Source organism: Ascidiimonas meishanensis (assembly GCF_037782385.1).
GTDB classification, from domain to species: Bacteria; Bacteroidota; Bacteroidia; order Flavobacteriales; family Flavobacteriaceae; genus Ascidiimonas; species Ascidiimonas meishanensis.
Window position 1 is genome coordinate 664,819 of sequence record NZ_JBBEXD010000001.1, and the last position, 26,350, is coordinate 691,168.

Here is a 26,350-nt window from a genome sequence, read left to right on the forward strand (position 1 = left end):
ATACGATTTTAACTTTTAATTTTTCAATTTATCAAAGCTTATGACGACAAAGGAATTAGAGATTCAGGATAACGCTTTCTTAAGGCAATTTGAAACCCAAATAGAGGGCAAGCTCGCCAAAATTGAATATTCTTCTCAAGAGAGAAAGATATTTTTAACAAAATTAATTATTCCTGAAGATATTAAAGATCAGGATTTCAAAGAAGACTTCATAAGAGCCGTATTACATCGTATTGAAGAATCCAACTTGAGAGTTGTTCCTACGAGTCCGCAAATTGCAGGTTTTCTTAGAAAAAACAAAGAATTTAAAGATTTATTACCGGTGGGTATAAGAATCTGATTTAAAAACCTCTCCTTTGAGAGGTTTTTTTATGAACTCATAACAACTCCCTGAGATACAAAATCAAACCTCAATATCCCGTCTTCATCAATTTTAATAAGCTTTACTTTTGTTAACGTATTTACCAACGCTGGATTCCATGGAGTTTTTACTTTTACATAGTTTTCAGTAAAGCCATACATATAACCCTGTTTATTTTCAGATTCAAAAAGAACAGTCCGCTCTGTATTTAATTGACTTTCATAAAAAGCTCTTCGTTTCTTTACAGAAAGTCCTCTAAGCATTTTACTCCTTTTTGCTCTTACATTTTTAGAAACAACCCCTTCCATTTCTGCTGCCAGTGTATGATCTCGCTCTGAATAAGTAAAAACATGTAAATAAGAAATATCTAATTCATTTAAGAAATGATACGTTTCAAGAAAATGCGCATCTGTTTCACCTGGAAAACCAACAATTACATCCACACCAATACACGCATGTGGCATCACTTTTTTTATTCTTGATACTCTATCAACATATAATTCACGTTGATACCTTCTTCGCATGGCTTTAAGCATTTCATTACTACCACTCTGTAAAGGAATGTGAAAATGAGGAACAAAACATTTGCTTTTTGCTACAAAATCTATAGTCTCATTTTTTAAAAGATTAGGTTCAATACTTGAAATACGAAGGCGTTCAATACCGTTCACCGCATCTAATGCAGTTACCAACTGGTAAAACGTGTGTTCGTGTTTTTTATTACCATATTCACCTTTTCCATAATCTCCTATATTAACACCAGTAAGTACAATTTCTTTAATACCCTTAGCAGAAATTTCCTGTGCATTTTTCAATACATTTTGCAACGTATCACTTCTAGAGATACCCCGGGCTAGTGGAATCGTGCAGTAAGAACATTTATAATCACAGCCATCCTGTACTTTTAAAAATGCACGTGTTCTATCTCCAATTGAATAACTGCCTACATAAAAATCGGCTTCAATGATTTCACAGGAATGTACCTCCCCAAAATTGTTTTTAGAAAGATCATTTATATAATCTATAATCTTAAACTTTTCAGTAGCACCTAACACAAGATCTACTCCATCTACCGCTGCCAGCTCTTCGGGTTTTAACTGGGCATAACAACCTACTGCGGCTACAAAAGCTTCTTGATTATTCTTTAGTGCTTTCTTAACTATTTGTTTAAACTGCTTATCTGCATTCTCAGTAACCGAACATGTATTAATAACATACATATCTGCTTTTTCGGTAAATGGCACTTTTTCAAAACCTTTATCTTCGAAACTTCTTGCTATAGTTGAAGTCTCAGAGAAGTTAAGCTTACATCCTAAAGTGTAAAATGCTACTTTTTTTCTAATATCCATAGTCTTTTGCCTTGCGTATCTGGTATTAAACAATTACCAGATTCTCAAATAAATAGCCTTTTAAAAAGGCTTGCAAATATACCAACTTAATCTTTCATGATAAAATGGTCATAATTGAAATAACTAAGAAAAAAACACCGTTCTGGTAATATTACCAATAACTCTTTTTATTCTGAAGAAATACTTTAACTTAGAAAATGTGTTCAAATTCAAAAAACAAGAAGAAGCCCAATCTAGGTATTCATTTTAACTAATGTTAGCATTGTTGTAGCGAACAATTTTTGCACGGTACTTTAGTCTTTGCGCCATTTTTTAGTTATTTCAAAAACATGTTCCATAATTTGAATATCTTCTTCTGAAACTTCCAAGTCTTTCCGCCCCACTACCGCGCTCATGACTTCAAATGCTTTTTTTGTTTGATAGGTTGTAAACCCAGAAGCGCCACCCCAACTAAAACTAGGTACAAAATTTCTGGGAAAACCACTTCCAAAAATATTTACATTAACACCAATAACTGTGCCTGTATTAAACATTGTGTTAATACCACATTTGCTATGATCTCCCATCATGAGTCCACAAAATTGAAGGCCAGTTGGTGTAAATCGTTCTGCTTCATAATTCCACAACCGCACTTCTGCATAATTATTTTTAAGATTTGAAGTATTGGTGTCTGCTCCCAGATTACACCACTCTCCTATCACAGAATTCCCCAAATATCCGTCATGTGATTTATTTGAATTCGCAAATAACACCGCATTATTTATTTCCCCACCTACCTTAGAATTAGGCCCTATGGTGGTAGCTCCATAAATCTTCGCTCCCATTTTAACTAATGCCCCATTGCAAATCGCAAGAGGACCTCTGAGCATACTACCGTCAAGTATTTTAGTATTCTTACCAATGTATACAGGACCGGCAGAAGCATTTATAATAACATATTCTAATTCTGCTCCATCCTCTATAAAAATATTTTCAGGAGACTTTATCTGAACCGTTTCTGGAATAGGTTGACTTTTTCTACCTTTCGTTAATAGCTCAAAATCTGAAACAATTGCCTCTTCATTTTTTGCAAAAATATCCCATGTATGTGAAATTTTTGTTATCGGATTGTTGTAACTTATTTTTTCAAACTCCCCAATTTCAAGTATTGAATTCCCGCTTTTAGAACGATAAGCAATTACACCATCTTGACAAATTAGCGCTTGTTTATCATTCAATTTTTGAATAGCACTTACTAATTGAGGATTTGGTAGAATAGAGGCATCAATACATATGGAATCTCCATTTCCGGCAAAAGGATACTTTTTAACAAGGTAATCTTCGGTTAAAGTGGACGTTATGGTAGATAAATAATACTCCCATTTTTCTCGAATGGTTAGCATCCCAATGCGAATATCGGCAACGGGCCTTGTATACGTAAAAGGTAATAAAGCATTTCTTGAAGGTCCGTCAAAGAGTATGAAATTGATCACCACTTAGTTTTTGCGCAAAGATAATTTTTTTGATCTTGAAACTAATCATCCATTCGATTAATAGAAAAGAATAGCGATAAAAAACCTGTTATTTGCTGTTTAGGATCATTTTCATTAGAAAAGCATAAAAAAACCTCTGAAATTTCAGAGGTTTTTTATTTACGTATATAAACTTAGACTCAAGATTCTTTCTTGAACTTCGCATATTTAGTTTTAAACTTATCAATACGTCCAGCGGTATCAACTAATTTAGATTTACCAGTATAATACGGGTGCGATGATCTTGATATTTCTAATTTTACCAATGGATATTCAACGCCATCAACTTCTATTGTTTCCTTAGTATCCGCAGTAGACTTCGTAAGAAAAATATCGTCATTAGACATATCTTTAAAAGCTACTATTCTATAATTTTCAGGATGTATTTCTTTTCTCATCGCTAAATGTATTTATAACTATCACAAATTTTGAGTGTGCAAAGTTAAGTATATTTCAGAATAAAACAAGCTAATCTTCTAAAAAATCAATTAATATAAAATACTTTTGCATCCATTGTAACAAATTTACTTTGTGGAACACTAAAATAGTATAAATAAACATATTTATAATATCATTATATGGAAACAAAAAAACTCTCAACCGGAAAAGCAGCTTTAATCTATGGCCTTATATTGGGTGCTATTAGTGTAGCCTTTAGTATAATGCTATACGTAATGGATCTTGCTTACCAGACTAGCTGGGCCAATACACTTATTAGCCTTTTAATGATTGTTACCTTGATTATAGTTGGGATTATTCAATTTAGAAAAGCAAACGGAGGCTATCTTTCTGTAATGCAATCCTTAAAAGTAGGGATTGGTGTAGCATTGGTTGGAAGCCTATTAAGCATTGCTTATTTGCTATTGCTAACTAACGTAATTGAGCCTGATTTTTGGGATAAATCTTTTGAAATGGCTAAACCCGCTATGCAAGAGCAATATCCAAAAATGACATCCTCACAAATAGAAGATATTGTCAATACCCAGAAGGAATATGTATGGCTCACCTACCCTACAATTATTATTTTTAATCTGTTTATTGGATTTGTAGTTTCTCTAATTATGGGCTTTGTATTGAAAAAAGAAGAAGATACTGATTACTAATTTGTATTTTTGACAATATTTTTCAGTCAATCAATATGGACATATCAGTAGTAATACCGCTACTAAACGAAAAGGATTCTATAAAAGAGTTATACGATTGGATTGCACAAGTCATGCAATCCAATCATTTTTCTTATGAGCTTATTTTTATTGACGATGGTAGTAACGATGGTTCATGGGAAGAATTGTTAAAAATAAGCAATCAAGATAAAAAGGTTAAAGCCATTCGGTTTCTAAAAAACTTTGGTAAATCTCAAGCACTTCATGCAGGATTCCACCTCGCTTCAGGCAATGTGGTTATTACCATGGATGCAGATTTGCAGGATAATCCTGAAGAGATTCCGGCATTGTATGAACTTATTGCAGAAAAAGAATATGATCTGGTCTCAGGATGGAAGAAAAAAAGATATGACGCATTAATTACCAAGAACATCCCTTCTAAGCTCTTCAACTGGGCCGCAAGAAAAACCTCGGGATTGCGTTTAAACGATTTTAATTGCGGATTAAAAGCCTACAAAAACGAAGTAGTTAAAGATATAGAGGTATATGGTGAAATGCATAGATATATTCCCGTCTTGGCAAAGAATGCAGGATATCAAAAAATTACCGAAAAGGTAGTGACGCATCAGGCGCGAAAATACGGAAAGACAAAATTTGGGATCGATAGATTTATCAATGGATTTTTGGATCTTATTACGATTTGGTTTCTATCTAGATTCGGAAAAAGACCCATGCATCTTTTTGGTGCTCTTGGTGTACTCATGTTTTTTATAGGATTTTGCTTTGCTGCCTATCTTGGAATTGATAAATTATTTATCCATCCAACCGGAAGATTACTTACGCAACGCCCACAATTTTACATTGCTTTGGTTACCATGATTATAGGAACCCAGTTCTTTCTAGCCGGATTTTTAGGAGAAATCACACTTCGTAGTAGTAGAGACACCGTTCGTTATAAAATTGCAGAAAAAATAAATACAAATTAACTCCTTATGAGATGATTGGATAGTAGTATGCCAATGATCTTTGTAAATTTGTTAGAACCTTAAATTAATACAAAATGACCCTCGAAAAGATCCTTGAAAATGCTAGTTCATGGCTATCAGACACCTTCGATAGCGATACTCAAAAAGAAGTTCAGCACCTTATTGATACAGATCAAGAAGAATTAAAAGAACGGTTTTACAAAAATCTTGAGTTTGGAACGGGCGGCATGCGTGGTATTATGGGAATAGGCACCAATCGCATCAATAAATATACTTTAGGAAAAAACACACAAGGACTTAGTAATTATTTAAAAAAGAGCTACCCGGGAAAAAGTTTAAAGGTTGCTATTGCTTACGATTGTAGACATAATAGTAAATCATTAGCAAAACTGGTAGCCGATGTTTTTTCTGCGAATAATATAGAAGTATATCTCTTTTCCGATTTACGTCCAACACCAGAGCTTTCTTTTGCTGTTAAGCATTTAAATTGTCATTGTGGCATTGTGCTCACTGCATCTCATAATCCGCCAGAATACAACGGTTATAAGGTGTATTGGACAGATGGTGGTCAATTAGTACCCCCACAGGATGCAGAAATTATTCAGGAAATTGAATCTCTTGATTTTAGTCAGGTTAATTTTAAAGCAAATGAAGCTTTAATTCATCAAATTGATAAAGAAGTTGATGAAGCATTTATTAATGCATCGGTTAAAAATGGAAGTTTTAATGCTCCCGATAAAGACAATTTTCAAATTGTTTTTACACCGCTGCACGGTACTTCTATTACCATTCTGCCAGAGACACTTAAGCAAGCTGGTTATAACCATGTGCATATTGTAAAAGAACAAGCAGAACCTGATGGTGATTTTCCAACGGTTAAGTCGCCCAACCCAGAAGAACCAGAAGCGCTTAAATTGGCACTAGAAAAAGCCGAAGAACTTCATGCAGATATGGTTATTGGAACCGATCCTGATAGTGATAGACTTGGAATTGCCATTAGAGACTTAAATGATAAAATGGTCCTCCTAAACGGGAATCAAACTATGATTCTTATGACCAAATTTCTTTTAGATCAATGGAATAAAAAAGGATTAAAAGGAAATGAATTTATAGGTTCTACTATTGTTTCTACTCCAATGATGAATGAACTGGCAAATGCCTATGGTATTGAATGCAAGGTTGGGCTAACTGGTTTTAAATGGATTGCCAAGATGATTGTAGATAACCCTAATCAGCCTTTTATAGGAGGAGGAGAAGAAAGTTTTGGCTTTATGGTAGGTGACTTTGTGAGAGATAAAGATGCAATTACCTCTTCTCTGCTGGCTTGCGAAATAGCGGCAACAGCAAAAGCCAAAGGAAGTTCCTTGTACAAAGAACTCATAGAAGCCTATGTACAATTTGGCTTCTTCAAAGAACGCCTCATTTCACTTACCAAAAAAGGGATTAGTGGACAAGAAGAAATTAGCAAAATAATGGTGAACCTAAGAGAAAACCCCTTAAAGGAGATTAATGGATCTAAAGTGGTAATGATAGAAGATTATAAAACCTCTGTTGCCCGTAATCTTTTAACTGGCAAGGAAGAAACCATTGAAATACCAAAATCTAATGTGCTTATCTACTATACAGAAGATGGAAGCAAGATAGCAGCACGTCCTAGTGGTACGGAGCCAAAAATTAAATTCTATTTTAGTGTAAATACAGATTTAAAAAATAGCGCAGATTTTGAAAAAACCAATACATTTTTAGAAAATAGAATTGATGCTATTATTAATGAAATGAACCTTAAATAAACCGGTTTCCGGTAGTGTGAATGAATTATTTTAAAAAAATCTTTCGCTTTGCGAAACCTTATAGCAAATTCGGCTATTTGAACATTTTTTTCAACATTCTTTATGCGCTATTCAGCGCCCTTTCTTTTGTAGCTCTAATTCCCATGCTGGATGTATTGTTTAAAGAAAGTGAAAGAGTCTATATTAAGCCAGAATATACTGGAATTACTAATGTGGGTGATTACATTAAAGAATACCTCAACTTTAGCGTAACAGCATATGCGGGAGAAGATGAGATGAAAGCATTAGTATTGGTTATTTCCCTCGTTATAGTCTTATTCCTTCTCAAAAATTTTTTCAATTACCTGGCAATGTATTTTATTACATTCCTTAGAAATGGTGTTTTGAAAGATATCCGAAATCAACTATACGAAAAAATAGTACAGCTTCCCGTTTCATATTATACAGAAAAGCGTAAAGGAGATGTAATTGCCCGAATTACTTCCGATGTATTAGAAATTCAACATTCTTTTCTATCTATTCTTGAATTAATTGTTAGAGAACCTCTTACCATTGCTTTTACCATTATCGTAATGTTCAGCATTAGTATGAAGCTTACTATTTTTGTATTTGTTTTTATCCCTATCGCTGGAATGCTTATTTCCAGAATAGGAAAATCATTAAAGAAAAAATCTGATCAAGTTCAAAAAGAACAAGGCGAATTTCTTTCTATAGTAGAAGAAACCCTTGGTGGTTTAAGAGTTATAAAAGCCTTTAATGCAGAAAACAGGTTTTCTGCTAAGTTTCAAGAATCAACAAATCGTTTCTTCCGGTTTTCCAATAAACTATTAAATCGCCAGAATCTTGCCTCCCCTACCAGCGAATTCTTAGGCATATTGGTAATTGGAATTTTGCTTTGGTTTGGCGGTAGAATGGTTTTAATTGATAAAACACTAGATGCTTCCTCTTTTATCGCATATATGGGGCTTGCCTATAATATCTTAACGCCTGCAAAGGCCATTAGCAAAGCTTCTTATAGGGTAAAAAAGGGAAATGCGGCTGCAGAACGTGTTTTAGAAGTATTGGAAACCAAAAACACTATTCAAGATCCGGAAAAACCTATTGAAAAAAGAAGTTTTGAAAACAGTATACACCTAAAAAATGTCTCCTTCGCATATGAACAAGATTTAGTACTCAAAAATTTCTCTTTAGAAGTACCAAAAGGTAAGACGGTAGCATTGGTAGGGCAATCAGGAAGCGGAAAAAGCACAATTGCAAACTTACTTACACGATTTTACGATGTGAACGAAGGATGCATTGAAATAGATGGCATTGATATTAGAAAAATGCCCGTCACCCACTTAAGGCAGTTAATTGGAGTAGTAACGCAAGATTCTATTCTTTTTAACGATACCGTAAAGGAAAATCTTAAATTGGGAAAATATGATGCCTCGGATACTGCTATTCGGGAAGCCGCTGAAATTGCCAATGCTTATGAGTTCATTAAAAATCTTCCGGATAAATTTGATACAAATATTGGAGATTCTGGTGGTAAATTAAGCGGTGGTCAAAAACAAAGATTATCCATAGCAAGGGCGGTTTTAAAAAACCCACCTATTATGATATTAGACGAGGCTACCTCTGCCCTTGATACCGAAAGTGAGAAATTAGTACAGTTGGCATTAGAGAACATGATGAAGAATAGAACTTCTATTGTAATTGCACACAGGCTCTCCACAATCCAGAATGCAGATGTAATTGTAGTCATGCATCAAGGAGAAATAGCAGAACAAGGAAGCCATAACGAATTGCTCAAGAAAAAAGGTATTTATCATAAATTGGTAGAAATGCAATCTTTTGAATAGCCATAAAAAAAGACATCCGGGAGGATGTCTCTGTTTAAATAAGATTGGGAAAAACGTTAAGTTCATTCGATTTAGGGCAAAAAAAGAACAACGCTTCAATTATTTTGATATATCAAATGTAGGAGAATATTTTCATTTATCGACAAAGTGTATTAAAAAATCGATGAAATGCCCTTTTTTTTAACATATAGTACATTATTTAAACCATTTAATACATCTACAGTCTAAAATAAAAACGATTAGCTTGACCTCAGAAGCATCTTTAGTAGAAGAATTAAAAGCTCCGGAAACCCGTAACGCTGCATTTAGAACGTTGGTTGCAGCGTACCAGGAGCGTTTGTATTGGCATATAAGAAGAATTGTTCTTAATCATGATGATGCCGATGATGTAATTCAGAATACTTTTATAAAAATTTTCAAAAATATTGAGCGGTTCAAGGGCGATAGTAGCTTATTTAGCTGGATGTATCGCATTGCTACCAATGAATCTATTACTTTTTTAAATCAGAAAGCAAGAAAATCTGGTATTAGTAATGAAGCTTTACAAGAACAAATGATAGGTCAGTTAGTAGCTGATGTTTATTTTGATGGAGACGAAATTCAACTTAAATTGCAAAAAGCAATAGCAAAGCTACCAGAAAAACAACGTTTAGTTTTTAATATGAAGTATTTTGAAGAAATGAAGTATGAAGAAATCTCTCAAGTATTAGAAACTTCAGTTGGAGCGTTAAAAGCATCTTATCATCATGCCGTAAAAAAAATTGAACTAGAATTAAAAGCAAATTAAACCATTTGATGATCTAGCAGTCTAAATAGAAAATGAAACATAGAAAACTACATAAAAACAATGGAGGGTTTAAACTACCTGATAGTTATTTTGAGACTTTTGAAGATAGGCTTTCCCATAAACTTACTTCCTCAATTCCTGAGAAAGATGGCTTAAAACTACCAGAAGGTTATTTTGATTCACTTGCTGATAACGTTTTTGAAAAACTAGATAGTTCTGTTCATGATTCTGTGCCTGTTCGTAAACTATTTCCCAAAAAACCTATTATGTATGTGGGCTATGCAGTGGCAGCGGGTTTTGCACTTTTATTGTTTCTAAACATTTTTAACCAATCTCAAGATAACGTCAACTGGAATACTATTGCAAGTACAGAATTGGAAAGCTATATAGAAGAAGGCTATTTGTCTTTTAGTGCATACGAATATGCTACCCTCTATGAAGATGTAGATCTTTCAAAAATTGAAATGGGAGAAGAATTTATTGAAAGCGAAGAACTTATGGACTATTTATATGAAAATGTTAGTTCCTATGATAATTTAATAATTGAAAATTAAGCCTGTAATCTATGAAACAAATATGTATTATAGCTGTTCTATTTTTTATTTGTGGCAATGTTTCTGCTCAACAGGAAAGACGAGAACGTATAAAATCTCTTAAAATAGCTTTTATAACAGAAAAATTAGCACTCTCTAGTAGTGAAGCACAAAAATTCTGGCCAATTTATAACACCTACGATGATAATACATATAGGCTAAAAAATGTGGACTTAAAAAAGATTAAAAATGAATTACGCATCAAAGGAATTGATGCTATTTCTGAACAAGAAGCTAAATCTATTCTGGAAAGAATAGAAAATATTGAAGCGAGTATTTATGGAGAACGAAGAAAATTAGTGATAAACTTATCTAACGCAATATCTGCAAAAAAAATAATACTGCTCAAAAAAGTAGAAGACGATTTTAATCGGGAACTTCTGAAACGATTGCGAGAGCGAAGAATGAATCGATTTCAAAACAGAAATTAAATAAAAAAGGGGCTTTGCCTCTTTTTTATTTTAAACCTTTTAAACATTCCTGAGTCTTACTAGTATAACAAAATAAAACCTCAACATTATGAAAACTATTAAAAGCCTTCTTATTGTTATCCTTATTGTGGGAATAACTTCCTGCGCAACCAGTCAAAGAACTACGGTTATAGTACCTAAAAAAAGGGCTATAGTTACTAAAGTGGTTAAACCAAGGGTAGTGATCCATCGCAATACTAATTATTACCTTTCAAAAGGAATTTGGTATACAAAAAATAGACAAGGTTATGTAGTGGTAAACCCACCAGCTGGAATAGTTATAAAATCATTACCAAGAGGATTTAGAATTAAAAAAATCAGAGGTGTTAAGTACTATCATTACAACGGTGTATACTATAAGAGAACAGGTAGAAAATATACGGTTGTAAACGTATAATTTAGTTTTAGGAATCTATTAATTTAATTTAAAACAAACAGTAAGTTGGCCGCTGGGCTTATTTAAAGTCTAAGCGTGCCAACCTGTTTTTTCCAGCAGCATAAGCTGTTGAATCATTTACAAATCGTAAGGTATAAAAACCTTCCTTAGAAAGCTCTTCCCAGCTTGTTCCTCCATCATTACTTGCAGCTATTCCAGTAAACCCAATCGCTATTAACGATTTTCCTTGGCTCCCTGGGACATACTGAACGCAACTTTTATAACCAGGATATTTTCCATCAGCCACCAATTGCCAACTTCTACCTCCATCTTTAGTAACTGCCTTATTCCCTTTATTATTAGCCGGATCTGTATAATCTCCTCCAATAGCAAAACCATTTTTATCATCATAAAAAGCTATAGAGTATATACCTTGGGTGTTTGTACCCTGAGTAAACGGAGTGGTAAAAACCTCCCAATCTATCCCTTTATTTGGTGAATAGAAAACACGACTTTCTTTCCCTCCCGTAGCAATCCATGTATGATCTCCAAAAACTGCTATATTAGAATTACTGGCTGCAAAAGCAGCTTCCCCTTCCTTAGCTGGAAGTAATTGATCACAAGAAAGTTTCTCCCAAGAAAATCCACCGTCTCTAGTAATAATGATGGAAAGACATCCCTCAACAGGATCTCCTATAGCAATACCTTCTAGATGATTCCAAAAATGCATTGCATCATAAAACACGCCTTCTCCTTCCTCTTTATATACCAGATCCATTTTACCAGATAAGCCTGTTTTAAATAACAGGGCGGGAGATGCTATACTCAGCATAAAAAAATCGGTTTCAGTAAAGGCAACTGCTCTAAAACTTGGGGTTAGCGTATCATAAAGTTGTTGGTTAACTTTTGTAACTCCCGTAACGGAATCATATAATCCATAATATCCATTACTGCCAGCAAAAGCAAAATTATGTTGCCCTACTGCTATTGCTCTCACACTCAAAGAGTCTACGTAGAGCTCTGTAACCTCCACTTCTGATATTTGCAATGGTGGTACTGATTTCTTTGAATTGCACGAAACCAAGGTTAAAATTACAAGTAAAAGAAAAATAAATTGTTTTATGAATATGTGGTGCAAAAAGCTTGGATTCTTTGTTAGAGATTTCATTCTTAAGAAGTCCTATTAAAATTTTCCTTAAAAATAAATGCTTTCTTCTTAAAAGCATACCTTTGCAGGCAATTATTTAAAGAAATGAGATTACATAGAAACTTGGTATTTGCTGTCATTGATGGGCTTACACTTATTTTTAATGAGAAGGAATATGCAGACAAGGTTGTTCAAAAACTACTAAAAAGAGATAAGAGGTGGGGTGCAAGAGATAGAGCGTTTGTAGCAGAAACCATCTATGAAATGGTGAGGTGGAAGCGTTTATATACCGAGATCGCAGAAGCAAAAGAACCCTATACCAGACAAAACTTATGGCGATTATTTGCTGTTTGGGCTACGCTTAGAGGCATCAAATTACCAGATTGGAATCAAATAGAAGAAACCCCGTTAAGAAAAATAAAAGGTAGGTTTGACGAACTTTCCAAAATAAGAAAATTCAGAGAATCTGTACCAGACTGGATGGATAATTTGGGAGTAGAAGAATTAGGAGAAGAAGTATGGACAAAAGAACTTGCAGCGCTAAATCAAACCGCAGAAGTTATTTTAAGGGTAAATACGCTCAAATCAGATAAAAAATCAGTTCAAGAAGCTTTACTAGAAGAAAATATTGAGACCGAGGCTATAAAAGGTTATCCAGATGCGCTAAAACTAAAAGAAAGAGCAAATGTTTTTGGGACAGAAATCTTTAAGAAAGGATGGTTTGAAGTGCAGGATGCATCTTCACAGCTAGTGGCTAGTTTTCTTGAGGTTAAACCGGGAATGAGAGTTGTAGATGCGTGCGCTGGTGCCGGTGGTAAGGCACTACATCTTGCTGCATTAATGGAAAATAAAGGTTCTGTAATAGCTCTTGACATCTATCAAAACAAATTAGCTGAACTAAAACGCAGAGCGCGTAGAAATGGCGCTCATAATATAGACACAAGACTCATAGAGTCTACCAAGGTAATCAAAAAGTTACATGGTAAAGCAGATAGGGTTCTAATAGATGCCCCCTGCAGTGGCATTGGTGTTTTAAGAAGAAATCCAGATGCAAAATGGAAGCTTGAACCAGCATTCTTAACTCAAATTAGGGAAACACAAAAACAAATAATCTCAGCTTACTCACAAATGGTAAAACCGGGAGGCAAAATGGTATATGCAACTTGTTCTATACTTCCTTCAGAAAATGAAAAACAAGTAGCGCAATTTTTAGCATCAGACCAGGGAAAAAAATTTAAGCTAGAAAAGCAGCAGCGTCTTATGCCTTCCAAAGCAGGATTTGATGGATTTTATATGGCTCTTCTTACAAATATAGAGACTCCTTAAACCTTCTTTTTTAAATAACAAAAATGTTAACTAAATTGAATATCTTGTATCCTAAGATAGTCTTAGTTTTTCGCTGAATTGATTAAATTTGCACTTTCGGAAAAAGAACCAACTAATATTCCCTGTTTATGATTATTTTCTTTGGTAATCCAGAAAGTAAAGTTTATGCCGTTGAATCAGCATCTAAGCTTTCCCCAAAAGATATTAGCAAACTTATCTGGCTATTTGGAAACACCCAACAAATTGATGAATCCGCTGTTGCGGATTTTTTTATTGGTCCCAGAGCAGCAATGGTAACTCCTTGGAGTACTAATGCAGTTGAAATATCCCAAAACATGGGGATTCAAGGCATTATCAGAATTGAAGAATTTATCCCTTCAAGTAAAGAGGCCTCTGATTACGACACCATGTTATCTCAAAAATATGCTGGATTGAATCAGGAGATTTTCACCGTGAATATCGCACCAGAGGAAATTAAAGATATAGACCATATTGCAACCTACAATGAACAAGAAGGATTAGCATTAAGTACTGAAGAAGTTGACTATTTAGAAAACTTAGCCATTAAACTAAATAGAAAACTTACCGACTCTGAAGTTTTTGGTTTTTCTCAGGTAAATTCTGAACATTGCAGACATAAGATTTTTAATGGAACTTTTATTATTGACGGAAAAGAACAATCACAATCTCTTTTTAAACTTATTAAAAAAACGGCAAAGCAACATCCCAATGGTATTGTTTCTGCCTATAAAGATAATGTTGCCTTTGTAAAAGGACCTATAGTCACACAATTTGCACCTAAAAGACCCGATATTCCTGAATTTTATCAGGAGCAAGACTTTGAATCGGTGATTTCTCTTAAAGCTGAAACACATAATTTCCCCACAACCGTAGAGCCTTTCAATGGTGCTGCTACCGGAAGTGGTGGTGAAATAAGAGACCGCCTCGCTGGCGGGAAGGGTTCTTTACCTCTGGCAGGAAGTGCAGTTTATATGACCTCATATTCACGGCTGGAAGAAAATCGTTCTTGGGAACATGCAATGGAAGCGCGTCCTTGGTTGTATCAAACCCCTATGGATATTCTTGTGAAAGCTTCTAATGGAGCCTCAGACTTTGGCAATAAATTTGGCCAACCATTGATTACTGGATCAGTATTAACCTTTGAGCATCCGGAAGAAAAACGAAAACTTGGGTATGATAAAGTTATTATGCTGGCTGGTGGAATTGGTTATGGCAAAAAAGAACAATCCATTAAAGATACTCCTCAAAAAGAGGATAAAATTGTCATTCTTGGAGGAGACAATTATAGAATTGGAATGGGTGGTGCTGCAGTATCTTCTGCAGATACAGGTAAGTTTAGCAGTGGCATAGAGCTCAATGCGGTACAACGTTCTAACCCCGAAATGCAAAAAAGGGCTGCCAATACCGTTCGCGGTATGGTAGAAAGTGAAGAAAATCATATTGTTTCCATTCATGATCACGGAGCTGGCGGCCATCTTAACTGTCTCTCTGAATTAGTGGAAGAAACTGGAGGGAAAATAGATTTGGATAAATTACCAGTAGGTGACCCTACCCTATCTGCCCGTGAGATTATCGGTAATGAATCACAGGAGCGAATGGGATTGGTAATCTCAGGTAAGTATGAAAAAGAACTCCGTACCATCGCAGATAGAGAAAGATCGCCTATGTATACCGTAGGAGAAGTGACTAATGATCATCAATTCACATTTGAATCAGGTACAACTGGCAAGAAACCAATGAATCTCAAATTAGAAGATATGTTTGGGAGTTCGCCTAAGACTATTCTTGAAGACACCCGAATCAAACGTAATTATCTAGCAGTTACCTATAATTCATCAAATCTCCAGTCTTATTTAGAACAAGTGCTTCAATTGGAAGCGGTAGCCTGTAAAGACTGGCTTACCAATAAAGTAGATAGATGTGTAGGTGGTAAAGTTGCCAAACAACAGTGTACGGGTCCCTTACAATTACCATTAAACAATGTGGGCGTAATGGCGCTAGATTACAAAGGCAAAGAAGGAATAGCGACCTCTATAGGTCATGCCCCTGTTAGCGCTTTGATTGATGCAAAAGCCGGAAGTCAAAACAGTATTGCAGAGGCATTAACAAATATTGTTTGGGCGCCTTTAGCAGAAGGACTTAAAAGTATTTCCTTATCTGCTAACTGGATGTGGCCTTGTAAAAATGAAGGTGAAGATGCTCGTCTTTACGATGCGGTAAAAGCATGTTCTGATTTTGCTATTGATTTAGGAATTAATATTCCTACTGGAAAAGACTCTTTGTCTATGAAGCAAAAATACAAAGATGAAGATGTAATCGCCCCAGGCACCGTAATCATCTCCGCTGCTGCAAATTGCAATGATATCACCAAAGTTGTAGAGCCTGTTTTTAAGCGCAACCAAGCACCTATTTATTATATCAATTTATCATCAGACTCCTATAAATTGGGTGGTTCTTCTTTTGCTCAAATAGGTAATACTATTGGCAATGAAACTCCCTCTATTCAAGATATTCCTCACTTTAAAAATGCTTTTGAAAGCCTGCAAGAGCTCATTAAAAGTGATTTGATATATGCTGGGCACGATGTTTCAAGTGGTGGATTAATAACCACCTTATTAGAAATGTGTTTTGCAGAACACCAATTGGGTGCCGTTATTGATTTATCTTCTCTGAATGAAGCTGACACGATTAAAGTTTTATTTAGTGAAAATGCTGGTATTGTTTTTCAAGCAGATGAAAAAGCGGAAGCAATACTCACCGAGAATCAAATAAACTTTCATAAAATTGGCTATACACTATCTGGAGACCATCTTCAATTAAAGAATCATACCGAGAATTACTCCTTTGTTATTAGCTTCTTAAGGGATATGTGGTATAAAACCTCTTTTCTACTAGACCAAAAGCAATCTGGAGTTGCCAAAGCAGAGGAACGATTTATTAATTATAAAAACCAACCTCTCGCATTTGAATTTCCTAGTGATTTTAACGGTAAAAAGCCTGCTATTACAACTCCGCGAAAGCTAAGAGCAGCGGTTTTAAGAGAAAAAGGCAGTAATTCTGAAAGAGAAATGGCGAATGCCATGTATTTAGCTGGATTTGATGTGAAGGATGTACATATGACAGATCTTATCTCGGGAAGGGAAAACCTAGAAGATATTCATTTCATTGGAGCTGTAGGTGGTTTTAGTAATAGTGATGTACTTGGTTCTGCCAAGGGATGGGCAGGTGCCTTTTTATATAATGAAAAAGCTAAAAACGCCCTTAATAACTTTTTTAAACGTCAAGACACGCTCTCTGTAGGAATTTGCAATGGCTGCCAACTTTTTATTGAATTAGGATTGATTAATCCGGAGCATGAACAAAAGCCAGCTATGTTACATAATGATTCAGGGAAATTTGAATGCGTATTTACATCGGTAGAAATTCAGCCCAATAATTCTGTAATGCTAGGGAATATGGCGGGTGCTACTCTAGGCATCTGGTCTGCACATGGTGAAGGCAAATTTAATTTCCCTTACGACTCTTCGGAATATGATATTGTGGCGAAATATGGATATCAAGGCTATCCTGCAAACCCTAACGGTTCAGATTATAATGCAGCTATGATGGCATCTGTAGATGGAAGACATTTGGTTACTATGCCGCATTTTGAAAGGTCTACCTTCCCTTGGAATTGGGCTAATTATCCAGAGAATCGAAAAAATGATGAAGTATCCCCTTGGCTGCAAGCTTTTGTGAATGCTAGAGAATGGTTAGAAAATAAAATTGCTGAATAATTAAATTATTCAGCAATTAATTCTGTTTCAAATAATCTTATTTATTGCCAATCTGGCATTGATGCATTGTTAAATAGTGTAAAACGGTTTCCGCCCCCGGAAGCTGCTCTTCTTACAATCTGAATAGGTGAAATTCCATCATTAGAAGTGTTTTCAAAGATAATATCTGCATTATTAGGAGAAAATTTAGCATTTAAATCATTCGTGCCTGTTGGTTTATCTATAGAAAGATCGGCAACAGCATCAGAAGCTAGTGTATACACAAATACTCTTGAATCTAATCTACGATAGCTATTATTTTCAAAACCTGAAACATCATAGGTATAGAGCACCTGAGACCCATCTATTGAAATATCTAAACCGCCCATAGCTCCATTAAGGCCACTTAAAAGGGTCTTGGTAATATTTCCATTTAAATCAATCGTGAAAATTCTACCATTATACCCATCACTATTATTACTTGTTAACGCAATAAATGAACCATCTTCACTCCATGCACATTTAGTGATAAAACTACCATCGGAAGTTTGAAATACCAATTCAAGTCCGCTTCCATCTTTATTAATTTTATAAAGCTTATCAAAACTAGGATAAATGAGTTGTGATCCGTTAGAAGACCAATCAAATTCAATCTCATTTAAATTAAATCCAGCAACTGGAACAGCTTGTGTGACTTGTCTAATATCATCACCACTTAAATCTGAAGTAAACAAATGTGTTTGTGCCCCTATATTTCTCAGAAATGCAATTCTGCCTGCCTGAAGATTCTTTTTGGGCCTATAGCTGTTTTGATTCTCATCCGTTAAGCGAAATTGTGTACTTCCATCTTCGTTTGAAGAAATAATTACGTTATTCCCACCTATTTGCTGCACATAATGAAACCTGTTTTCTGGATTATCTAAAGTAGTAAAACTAGAGATCTTACTCAATACAGGTTCATTAATACTATCAGAAACCGTTATTTGCCAAAAATATTTTGTTCCAAAATCAAGATCAGAAACCGTGTAAACAGTATCGGTCAAAGATTCTATCTTTAAAATTTCATCATCCTGAGCATTCTTTATTTCCAAAGTAAAAGTAAGCTCATCAGTAGCATCAGGATCTGAAGCATTCCATACAAATTGTTGTTCTACAGGAACATCTATCGCCAAATCTGTTGGCGTAATAAGCACTGGAGTTGCTGGTGGTCTATTAGTTGCTGTCTCTAATTCTAGTTCAAAAATTACGGTTACAGTGGCACTTTCGGTTAAAGAAACCGCTTCAAAATTGGTAACCCAACCGTCTTTTTCTGCTTTCAAAGAATAATCCCCTGTTGGCACTTCTTCCAATGTAAATTCTCCATTAGCATTGGTAAAAACAGTTTTACTATTAGGAGAAGTAGAAATTTTCACATTTTCAATAGGCTCATTATCGCCATCACTTACTACAGTTCCAGAGATTTCTCCGGTAACGAATGTATCCACTTTATCTTCACTACAGGAAATTAGTATTGAGAAAGTGAACAGTACATAAATTATTTTTTTCATCATTCTTGTTTCTTTATGCGTACTAGCGATTATTTAGAAATAATAATTAATACCTAAACCAAAGCGCCAGAAAAAATCATTTCGTTTTCCACGATCTAAACCATCTAAGGTATCGTCAAGTGAAATATTTTGTTCTCCATACAATTTTACTCCTAGGTTTTTAGCAGCCATGTATTCCAGTCCTAACCCATATTGTACTTTAAAAGTAATATCATCAAAATTAGTAGTCCCAAAAACTCCTGTACCGGCGGTTATATAGGGTGAAAAACGATCATAAGGTAAAACTATATATACTGCATCAAGGCCTAATGAAAGGAAACTATTAGAAAATACATTTTCATTTTTTAAGGAAAATAACCCGGTTTCACCAGAAAGATAGAAGCCTTTTAAGATTTTTCGTTTATAATTTAAGGAAACTCCAGATTGTAATTGTGCATCTCCAAAATCACCGTCAATTAAACTCCCCACTGCAGCTATCCCAACCGCATTTTTTGATCTTCTATCTTTAAATAATCTCTCATGCAAACCTGTATCTTCAGAAAGATCTTTTTCTAAATTATAATTTTTCACAGCCAAACTTCCCGCTTCCTCATCTGCTGGTGGCCATATTTTGTCTTCAATTCCTTCAATCACTAAAGAGGAAACCGCTTTTTCAATAGCTTCTGTTACTGCTAGCTGCACAGGTTCATTCTTAGTGAATCCAGTTTCTGCTTCCAGTAGACGTTTGAATTTAATGTATCTAAAAACACTCGCATCCACTGCCTGAGAAAGTATGGTTTTAGAAACATATACCGTTTTAAGAATTTTACCATTTTGTGTGGAGATAGCTCTTAAGTAAACCGTAATTCTATCTTGTCTATATTGTGTAGAGGCACCAATACCAAAGTAACGAGCGCCTATTCCACCTGTTACAATATTTGAATCATATGAAATAACTCCGCCTTCTAATAAAACTCCCGCATACAATAAAGGTGGAAGTTGTGGCTGTTCTTTAGCCTTGCTATTATTACTATACTGCTGACGAGTTGTTCTAATTATTTGCCGCTCATTGAGAAGATTTCCAACATTTTCTCTTTCAATGGGCGTAAACCATTTAGAATCTTCCAATGCTTTTATCAGAATTGAGGTCGTACCTTGCGTAATCGCTGTACTCCAGCTAGTTCCATTTTCTACAGGTTTGTATTGACCAGTCTGATCTCTAAATTTATAAACACCAACTACTACTTTTTCTTTGGCGGCTGGAAGATTAGCAAGTTCAGTATTAGCAACTGTAACTTCACCTAATCTTGCTTTTTGTGTTTCAAATGGTTGATTAAAATAAGTACCACAAGATGTCATTAAAAAAGTGGTAAACAGGCATAAAATACCTCTGTAATTCTTTATCATCTAAAACGGTTATTAATTAGGAATAATAACTTGGGTTTTCTCTCCTGTATTGGTATCCAGAATATCTATGGTAAGCCCTTCGTTGGTTGGGAAAATTTCCAGAAAAAGACTTCCAAAGGTAAAAGTTCCTTCTTCAAGACCTTGGTCACCAAATTGTTCTGAAAATAAATTTCTTGACAACTGATTGAGAAGCTGTCTGTTGAGATTATTTGTAAATTCATCAATTTCAGAGTTACTTTGAGAGCCAACATCTTCGGTAAAAGTATTTTGTGCTTCAGCAGAACTCAATAACCAATTGTAATTAAACGTATCTCCGCCAAAAGCAGGATTTTTAGGTCTGTACACCATCTGCTGACTAAAAGCTTCTAAAGTCACAAAAAATGTGAGTAAAAACAATATGCTATACTTCATTTGTCCTAATATTGGTTAATATATTCTTTCTGTTTCTTTTTTTGTTCAAGGTATTTAAGCACCTTTCCTACAACAGCATTTGCCATTTGTTCAAGATACTCCTCGTTGGGTCGTGCAAAACCTTCAAAAACAATATCTTCATCAACTTTTACAACAATACGAGTGCCTATTCCAATCCCCAGTTGTTCTTCTATGGTTACTAAACTCCCACTCTTTATATTTCTAAGTGAGTACTGGCGGTAAAATAAATCATAAAAGTCTTTCCCCACTTTTGAAACTACATTGTCAATAACTAAACCTTTAATTTCTATCCCATCATCCACCACAGGTTTATTCTGGCTCTTAGTATTCAAAAAAACTTTCCTGTCTGTTGTAATTATCTTTTCTCCTTCGTATAGTAAAAGTAATACAATAATTTTATCTTCTTCTTTTTCAAACTCTACAAAGGTTTGTTCTAAGACTTTAACTTCAGAAGGATTGATAGAAAAATTACCTTGGGTAGCAATTCTTTTAGGTTTTTCCTTGCTTTCAAGTTTACTTTTAATCACAGCTAACTCATACTTTAATGATTTGAATAAAGTAGAATCATTTTTAACCAATGCCTGAATAGCAAAGACACCGTCATTATCATCAACCTTTAAAAAAGCAATAATACCATCGCTATTTTTTTGGGCGTATGTTGATACTGAAATAAAAGTAAAAGATAAAAAACAAAGGAATAATTTCACTTCAATAGCCAGTAAAGTTGTTAGTAGCTTCTTATAATGACTGTTCTGGAATTACCTTCCATATTAACTCTTATACGATCTGTATAGGAATTCACTCCATATTTTTCAAGTGTAAGGTTATTTCCATTTTGAATTACTTCTGAGGTTACTGGTTGATCATACCCAAAATAATAGGATATAACACTATTGTTATTCCCATTTTGAAGAATATTTTCTTGAAGGGATACATTTTCCGTTTTTACGGTAGCTGCATTCCTATCCCCATTCTGTAATATTGAAATTTCAATATCTGAACCTATGGAAGTTACGGTTGCACTATTAAATGCACCTTGCTGTAAAATATAAACCTGAGAGTTATTGGTAATAGGATTTAAAAACGCATTGTTCATCCCCGCATCCAAATATTGAATTTGATCTAATTGGGTAATATTGTCTGTAAGATTCTCAGTCTGTTGCGCAAAGTTTATTTGAAAACTACAGCATAAAAAAAGTATAAATAGAAGTTTATTCATTCCAACATAATTAACAGGTGAATCAAACTGTATTAATTAAAGTTTAAAAATATCGATTTTCAACCTCTAAAAAAAATGTATGTATAAAATTAACAGAATGGAAATACAATAAAGTATTCCCATTCTGTTGGCTATTAATCAATGATTAATTAGACTGATTTACAGTCGCTATATTACTTGTTCCATTTTGTGAAATTGTACTCACATGGAATGCTCCATCCTGAAAAGTAGTAGCTGTATTGCTCAACCCACTTTGTACATCCGTAGAAGAGTTGTTATTTCCAAATTGAAGAATATCGCTGCTATTCAAAGATCCGTTTTGTGTAGCACTAGAGAAGTTAAAATCTCCAAACTGATTTTGAACCGCAAGGTTTTCACCCCCAAAAGTAAGATTGTTTTGTGTGATACTAGCTGTGTTGCCATCTCCTAATTGAAATTGTGTACCAACATTTAAATCTTCTTCTTGTCTTATAGATGCTGTATTCTCGTCTCCTATTTGCTCAATAAGGGCGAAACCAGTTCTTGAGGTAAAGAAAAAGTTACCTTGAGTAGTGGTAGCCGTGTTACCTGTACCATCTTGAAAAGTAAATGCTTCGTTATCATCACCAGTTTGATCTTGTGTAGATTCATTTTCTCCTCCAAAAAAGAATAGGTTCTGCTCTACCTCTGCTATATTATTTGCCCCAGTTTGAAATTGAACTGCTTCGTTAGCAAGTTCCTCTTGAGTAATAATGGCAAAGTTGTTATCACCTTCCTGAATCTGCCCTGCAAAACCTTCATTAGAGGCAAAGAAGAAAGAACCTTGTTGAATAATTGCTTCGTTCTCAGAACCATCTTGATAAGTGATTCCAACATTTGCATCACCTAGTTGAGTCTGAGTAGCTGTATTTCCTCCTCCAAAAAAGAATAAGTTTTGTTCAACAATGGCTTCATTTTCTTCACCATCTTGCAATTGAGTAGCAGTGTTATCAAACTCTTCTTGTGCGATAGATGCCTGGTTATAAGTACCAAATTGCTCTTGAAATGCAACTCCCCCTTCAGAAACAAATAAATCTGAACCTTGTCTAATGCTAGCTTCATTTCCAATACCATTTTGCAAAGTGACGGCATCATTTTCAACACCAACCTGAGCTTGAGAAGCCTCATTACCTTCTCCAAAAGTGATTAAGTTTTGTTCTACAGTAGCAATATTACCTTCTCCATCTTGAGATTGAACTGCAGTATTGTTGAATTCTTCCTGTTCAATCGTAGCAACATTGTCATTACCAATTTGAGATTGCTCTGCTACTGCGTAACCAGCAATAAAAAGATCTGATCCTTGTCTAACGGTAGCTGTATTTGCAAGACCATCTTGCGCAACAGTAGAACGATTATCATTACCAATCTGATCTACAGTGGCAATGTTGTTTTCTCCTGAGGTTGCCACAGCGCTATTATTAGTCTGCGCTGAAACCGCAACTGCCGCCATAACAAATGATGCACTTAATAAAAATTTTTTCATAATTTAATTGGTTTTAATAAAAATTTAAGGTTAACTAAGTTTTAACCACAAGCATGTTATAAGGTGATAAAGCTCTGTAGGAATCAAATAAGTTTAAAATAATCTGTGAAGTAAGTTCTGGGTTGAAACTTATCAAATATAGAGATAAATCCTACTACAATATAAAATTTTGTTATTTTTCTCTTCAATTTTCGTTAAGAAACCTATTCTTTACGATAAAAAGTGAAAAATTTAATTTTGCCATTAGTATGTACTACATTAGTATCATATTTGTAGGAAGAATAAATAATATGATCTCAATTTTTGCATTAACCACTGATTGATGTAAAGTCAACTATTTTAAGAAATATCTAAAACTTAACTAAAAACATCATCTTTTTTTAATAGTATTATTGAATTTAGAAGTTAATTTTCATAATTTGCGAATTCGTTTTAATAGCACATAATAGTATGACAAAAGTCACCCGCCTGTTTGATTTTCCGTATTATCAACTAGAACAATTCAATCTACCCAACGCATTAGTAACTAAAAGTGAGGGCGATTGGATGAAAACATCATCTGCCGAATATGTGGAAAAAGCAAATCAGATGAGCCGGGGACTCCTGAAACTAGGAATTCAAAAAAACGATAAAATTGCTGTCATCTCTGCTGCAAATAGAACAGAGTGGCATATTCTTGATATAGGAGCTTTACAAGTTGGCGCCCAAAATGTACCCATTTATCCTACCATTTCTGAGAAAGACTATGAATACATATTAAATCATTCAGAGTCTGTAATGTGCTTTGTTTCAGATCAAGAAATTCTTACCAAGTTAAATGCTATTAAAAAGAATGTGCCTACACTTAAAGGAGTATATACATTTGACGATGTTAGCGAAGAAAAGAGCTGGAAAGAAGTATTGGAACTAGGAATAGACAAAGACAATCAACAGGAAGTTGAAACACGAAAAAATGAAGTAAATCCATTAGACCTTGCCACTATCATATATACTTCTGGCACAACAGGAAGACCTAAGGGAGTAATGCTCTCTCATAATAATATAGTTTCTAATGTCTTGGCAAGTGCAAAAAGAGTTCCACTAGATCCAGAAACAATTGCATTGAGTTTTCTTCCCATGTGCCATATTTTTGAAAGAATGGTCTCCTACCTATATCAATATTGCGGAATCTCCATCCATTTTGCAGAGTCTATAGAGAAAATGAGTGACAACCTAAAAGAAGTAAGACCTAATGTGATGACAGTGGTTCCCCGTTTACTTGAAAAAGTATACGATAAAATATATGCAAAAGGTGCCGCATTAACTGGCATCAAGAAAAAACTTTTTTTCTGGGCGGTAGACCTTGCTTTAAAATTTGAACCCTATAATAGAAATGGTTCATGGTATGCCTTTCAATTAGCCATTGCAAGAAAGCTAATCTTTAGTAAATGGCAGGAAGCATTAGGAGGCAGATTGGAAATGATGGTTTCCGGAAGCGCAGCCTTGCAGCCTAGACTAGGGCGCGTATTTGGAGCAGCAGGAATTCCTGTAATGGAAGGTTATGGTCTAACAGAGACTTCACCAGTTATTTCAGTAAATGATCAACGCAATGGCGGCTGGGGAATAGGAACTGTAGGTAAGATTATTCCAGGAGTAGAAATTAAAATTGGGGAAGACGGTGAAATTTTATGCAAAGGCCCCAATGTAATGATGGGATATTACAAAGATCCCGAAAAAACAGCTGAGGTAATGACGGACGATTACTTCCACACAGGTGATATAGGAGAAGTAGATAAAGACGGGTTTCTTCGAATAACAGACCGTAAAAAAGAAATGTTCAAAACCTCTGGAGGAAAATATGTTGCACCTCAACTTATTGAAAATGAAATGAAACAATCACGTTTTATAGAACAAATCATGGTTATAGGAGAAGGGGAAAAGATGCCTGCAGCATTTGTACAGCCAAATTTTGACTTTGTACACGAATGGGCCAAAAGACACCAATTAGAATTGAAAGGAGAACCCAAAGACTTTATCTCCAATCCAACCCTTATAGAACGTATTCAGGAAGAGATAGATATTTACAATCAACGCTTTGGAAAATGGGAACAAATCAAAAGGTTTGAACTTACCCCAGAAATATGGAGTGTTGACGAAGGTCACCTCACTCCTACTATGAAACTTAAACGTAGGGTTATCAAAGAAAAGTATAAGCACTTATATGATAAAATATATAACCATAATTAGTAAATCCTCATTAACAAGTCTACTGTCAACTCCTTATTCATTAGGGAGTTTTTTTTTCATATTGTTTATTTGAAACAATTTTTTTAAGAATTTACAATAATTTAAAGTATTTACTATGCATGCATAGTAAATTTTTAATATCTTTGAACTTGATATATTCGTATGAAAGAAAAAACATTAGATTATTTTTTGCGCGCAGCTTGGCAAGCAGTAGCGAGAATGTATAATGAAGAAGCCGGAAAATTTGATAGTACGATGGCTACCGGTTTTACTTTATTAAGCATAGACCCTGAGAAAGGAACTCCTTCTACTGCCTTAGGTCCAAAAATGGGTATGGAAGCTACCAGTCTTTCAAGAATATTGAAAACAATGGAAGAAAGACTTCTCATAGAGCGTAAACCAAATCCGGAAGACGGCCGCAGTGTTCTTATTCATTTAACCGATTTTGGAAAAGAAAAAAGAGATGTCTCTAAAAAAGTGGTTATCCATTTCAATGATGTTATTGAAGAAAATGTTTCAGAACAAGATATTGCTGGTTTTTTAAAGGTTACCCAAACCATCATTGACCTTATCGCAGAGAAGAAAATTTACACAAAAGAAATTACAACTAATTAACAAGT

23 protein-coding genes are annotated in these 26,350 nt (G+C 34.7%); 13 read left to right on the plus strand and 10 right to left on the minus strand.

All coding sequences use genetic code 11. The annotated features are described in order from the left end of the window. The first annotated feature begins 40 nt into the window (after positions 1–40). The gene (locus WBG07_RS02890; protein ID WP_340198977.1) at positions 41–340 is read left to right on the plus strand and encodes a GNAT family N-acetyltransferase; all 300 of its coding nucleotides are present in this window, start codon (positions 41–43) and stop codon (positions 338–340) included. Between the two features lie 29 nt (positions 341–369). Here the strand turns inward: WBG07_RS02890 and mtaB are convergent, their stop codons facing one another. From mtaB to WBG07_RS02905, 3 genes are all read right to left on the minus strand, one after another. Then, positions 370–1,710, minus strand: coding sequence for a tRNA (N(6)-L-threonylcarbamoyladenosine(37)-C(2))-methylthiotransferase MtaB (mtaB, locus tag WBG07_RS02895; protein ID WP_340198978.1), 1,341 nt, complete (start codon positions 1,708–1,710; stop codon positions 370–372). 293 nt (positions 1,711–2,003) lie between these two features. After that, on the minus strand, positions 2,004–3,179 hold the full coding sequence (locus tag WBG07_RS02900) for a GlmU family protein (protein WP_340199323.1): 1,176 nt from the start codon (positions 3,177–3,179) through the stop codon (positions 2,004–2,006). 182 nt (positions 3,180–3,361) lie between these two features. Continuing rightward, positions 3,362–3,619, minus strand: a complete 258-nt coding sequence (locus WBG07_RS02905; RefSeq protein ID WP_340198979.1) for a type B 50S ribosomal protein L31 — start codon at positions 3,617–3,619, stop codon at positions 3,362–3,364. Between the two features lie 180 nt (positions 3,620–3,799). Here WBG07_RS02905 and WBG07_RS02910 point away from each other — a divergent pair, with 180 nt between their 5' ends. The 8 genes from WBG07_RS02910 (at position 3,800) to WBG07_RS02945 (ending at position 11,191) form a co-directional block, all read left to right on the plus strand. Further along, complete coding sequence (locus WBG07_RS02910; protein WP_340198980.1) at positions 3,800–4,324, plus strand: DUF4199 domain-containing protein; 525 nt, start codon at positions 3,800–3,802, stop codon at positions 4,322–4,324. Positions 4,325–4,359: 35 nt separating this feature from the next. Continuing rightward, complete coding sequence (locus WBG07_RS02915; protein ID WP_340198981.1) at positions 4,360–5,310, plus strand: glycosyltransferase family 2 protein; 951 nt, start codon at positions 4,360–4,362, stop codon at positions 5,308–5,310. A 74-nt stretch (positions 5,311–5,384) separates the two neighbouring features. After that, positions 5,385–7,100: a phospho-sugar mutase gene (locus tag WBG07_RS02920; protein WP_340198982.1), complete on the plus strand. Its 1,716-nt coding sequence runs from the start codon at positions 5,385–5,387 to the stop codon at positions 7,098–7,100. A 20-nt stretch (positions 7,101–7,120) separates the two neighbouring features. Continuing rightward, positions 7,121–8,944, plus strand: coding sequence for an ABC transporter ATP-binding protein (locus WBG07_RS02925; RefSeq protein ID WP_340198983.1), 1,824 nt, complete (start codon positions 7,121–7,123; stop codon positions 8,942–8,944). A gap of 244 nt (positions 8,945–9,188) precedes the next feature. Beyond that, complete coding sequence (locus tag WBG07_RS02930) at positions 9,189–9,731, plus strand: RNA polymerase sigma factor (protein WP_340198984.1); 543 nt, start codon at positions 9,189–9,191, stop codon at positions 9,729–9,731. Between the two features lie 32 nt (positions 9,732–9,763). Continuing rightward, a complete protein-coding gene (locus WBG07_RS02935; protein ID WP_340198985.1) occupies positions 9,764–10,285 on the plus strand; it encodes a hypothetical protein in 522 nt (173 codons plus the stop codon). 11 nt (positions 10,286–10,296) lie between these two features. After that, complete coding sequence (locus WBG07_RS02940; RefSeq protein WP_340198986.1) at positions 10,297–10,755, plus strand: hypothetical protein; 459 nt, start codon at positions 10,297–10,299, stop codon at positions 10,753–10,755. Positions 10,756–10,843: 88 nt separating this feature from the next. Further along, positions 10,844–11,191 (plus strand): DUF6515 family protein, encoded by a 348-nt coding sequence (locus tag WBG07_RS02945; protein WP_340198987.1) that lies wholly within the window; start codon positions 10,844–10,846, stop codon positions 11,189–11,191. A 58-nt stretch (positions 11,192–11,249) separates the two neighbouring features. Here the strand turns inward: WBG07_RS02945 and WBG07_RS02950 are convergent, their stop codons facing one another. Continuing rightward, complete coding sequence (locus WBG07_RS02950) at positions 11,250–12,218, minus strand: WD40/YVTN/BNR-like repeat-containing protein (RefSeq protein ID WP_340198988.1); 969 nt, start codon at positions 12,216–12,218, stop codon at positions 11,250–11,252. A 204-nt stretch (positions 12,219–12,422) separates the two neighbouring features. Here WBG07_RS02950 and WBG07_RS02955 point away from each other — a divergent pair, with 204 nt between their 5' ends. Together WBG07_RS02955 and purL are read left to right on the plus strand one after the other, a co-directional pair. Then, positions 12,423–13,643, plus strand: a complete 1,221-nt coding sequence (locus tag WBG07_RS02955) for an RsmB/NOP family class I SAM-dependent RNA methyltransferase (RefSeq protein WP_340198989.1) — start codon at positions 12,423–12,425, stop codon at positions 13,641–13,643. A gap of 128 nt (positions 13,644–13,771) precedes the next feature. Continuing rightward, positions 13,772–17,440, plus strand: a complete 3,669-nt coding sequence (gene purL / locus WBG07_RS02960; RefSeq protein WP_340198990.1) for a phosphoribosylformylglycinamidine synthase — start codon at positions 13,772–13,774, stop codon at positions 17,438–17,440. Positions 17,441–17,481: 41 nt separating this feature from the next. On the opposite strand, the gene WBG07_RS02965 is transcribed toward purL, so the two are convergent. The 6 genes from WBG07_RS02965 to WBG07_RS02990 all read right to left on the minus strand — a co-directional run bounded on the left by WBG07_RS02965 (position 17,482) and on the right by WBG07_RS02990 (position 23,504). Next, positions 17,482–18,969 carry a carboxypeptidase regulatory-like domain-containing protein gene (locus tag WBG07_RS02965; protein ID WP_340198991.1) on the minus strand — a complete coding sequence of 496 codons (1,488 nt, stop codon included), beginning with the start codon at positions 18,967–18,969 and terminating at the stop codon, positions 17,482–17,484. A gap of 30 nt (positions 18,970–18,999) precedes the next feature. Next, complete coding sequence (locus WBG07_RS02970) at positions 19,000–20,352, minus strand: CsgG/HfaB family protein (RefSeq protein WP_340198992.1); 1,353 nt, start codon at positions 20,350–20,352, stop codon at positions 19,000–19,002. Positions 20,353–20,364: 12 nt separating this feature from the next. Further along, positions 20,365–20,763 carry a curli production assembly/transport component CsgF gene (locus WBG07_RS02975; protein ID WP_340198993.1) on the minus strand — a complete coding sequence of 133 codons (399 nt, stop codon included), beginning with the start codon at positions 20,761–20,763 and terminating at the stop codon, positions 20,365–20,367. Between the two features lie 5 nt (positions 20,764–20,768). Further along, positions 20,769–21,491, minus strand: coding sequence for a CsgE family curli-type amyloid fiber assembly protein (locus WBG07_RS02980; protein WP_340198994.1), 723 nt, complete (start codon positions 21,489–21,491; stop codon positions 20,769–20,771). A 20-nt stretch (positions 21,492–21,511) separates the two neighbouring features. Then, positions 21,512–22,003, minus strand: coding sequence for a hypothetical protein (locus WBG07_RS02985; protein ID WP_340198995.1), 492 nt, complete (start codon positions 22,001–22,003; stop codon positions 21,512–21,514). Positions 22,004–22,148: 145 nt separating this feature from the next. Next, positions 22,149–23,504 (minus strand): hypothetical protein, encoded by a 1,356-nt coding sequence (locus WBG07_RS02990; protein WP_340198996.1) that lies wholly within the window; start codon positions 23,502–23,504, stop codon positions 22,149–22,151. Between the two features lie 450 nt (positions 23,505–23,954). Here WBG07_RS02990 and WBG07_RS02995 point away from each other — a divergent pair, with 450 nt between their 5' ends. After that, positions 23,955–25,730 carry an AMP-dependent synthetase/ligase gene (locus WBG07_RS02995; RefSeq protein ID WP_340198997.1) on the plus strand — a complete coding sequence of 592 codons (1,776 nt, stop codon included), beginning with the start codon at positions 23,955–23,957 and terminating at the stop codon, positions 25,728–25,730. 162 nt (positions 25,731–25,892) lie between these two features. Further along, positions 25,893–26,345, plus strand: a complete 453-nt coding sequence (locus WBG07_RS03000) for a MarR family winged helix-turn-helix transcriptional regulator (RefSeq protein WP_340198998.1) — start codon at positions 25,893–25,895, stop codon at positions 26,343–26,345. Positions 26,346–26,350: the final 5 nt, after the last annotated feature.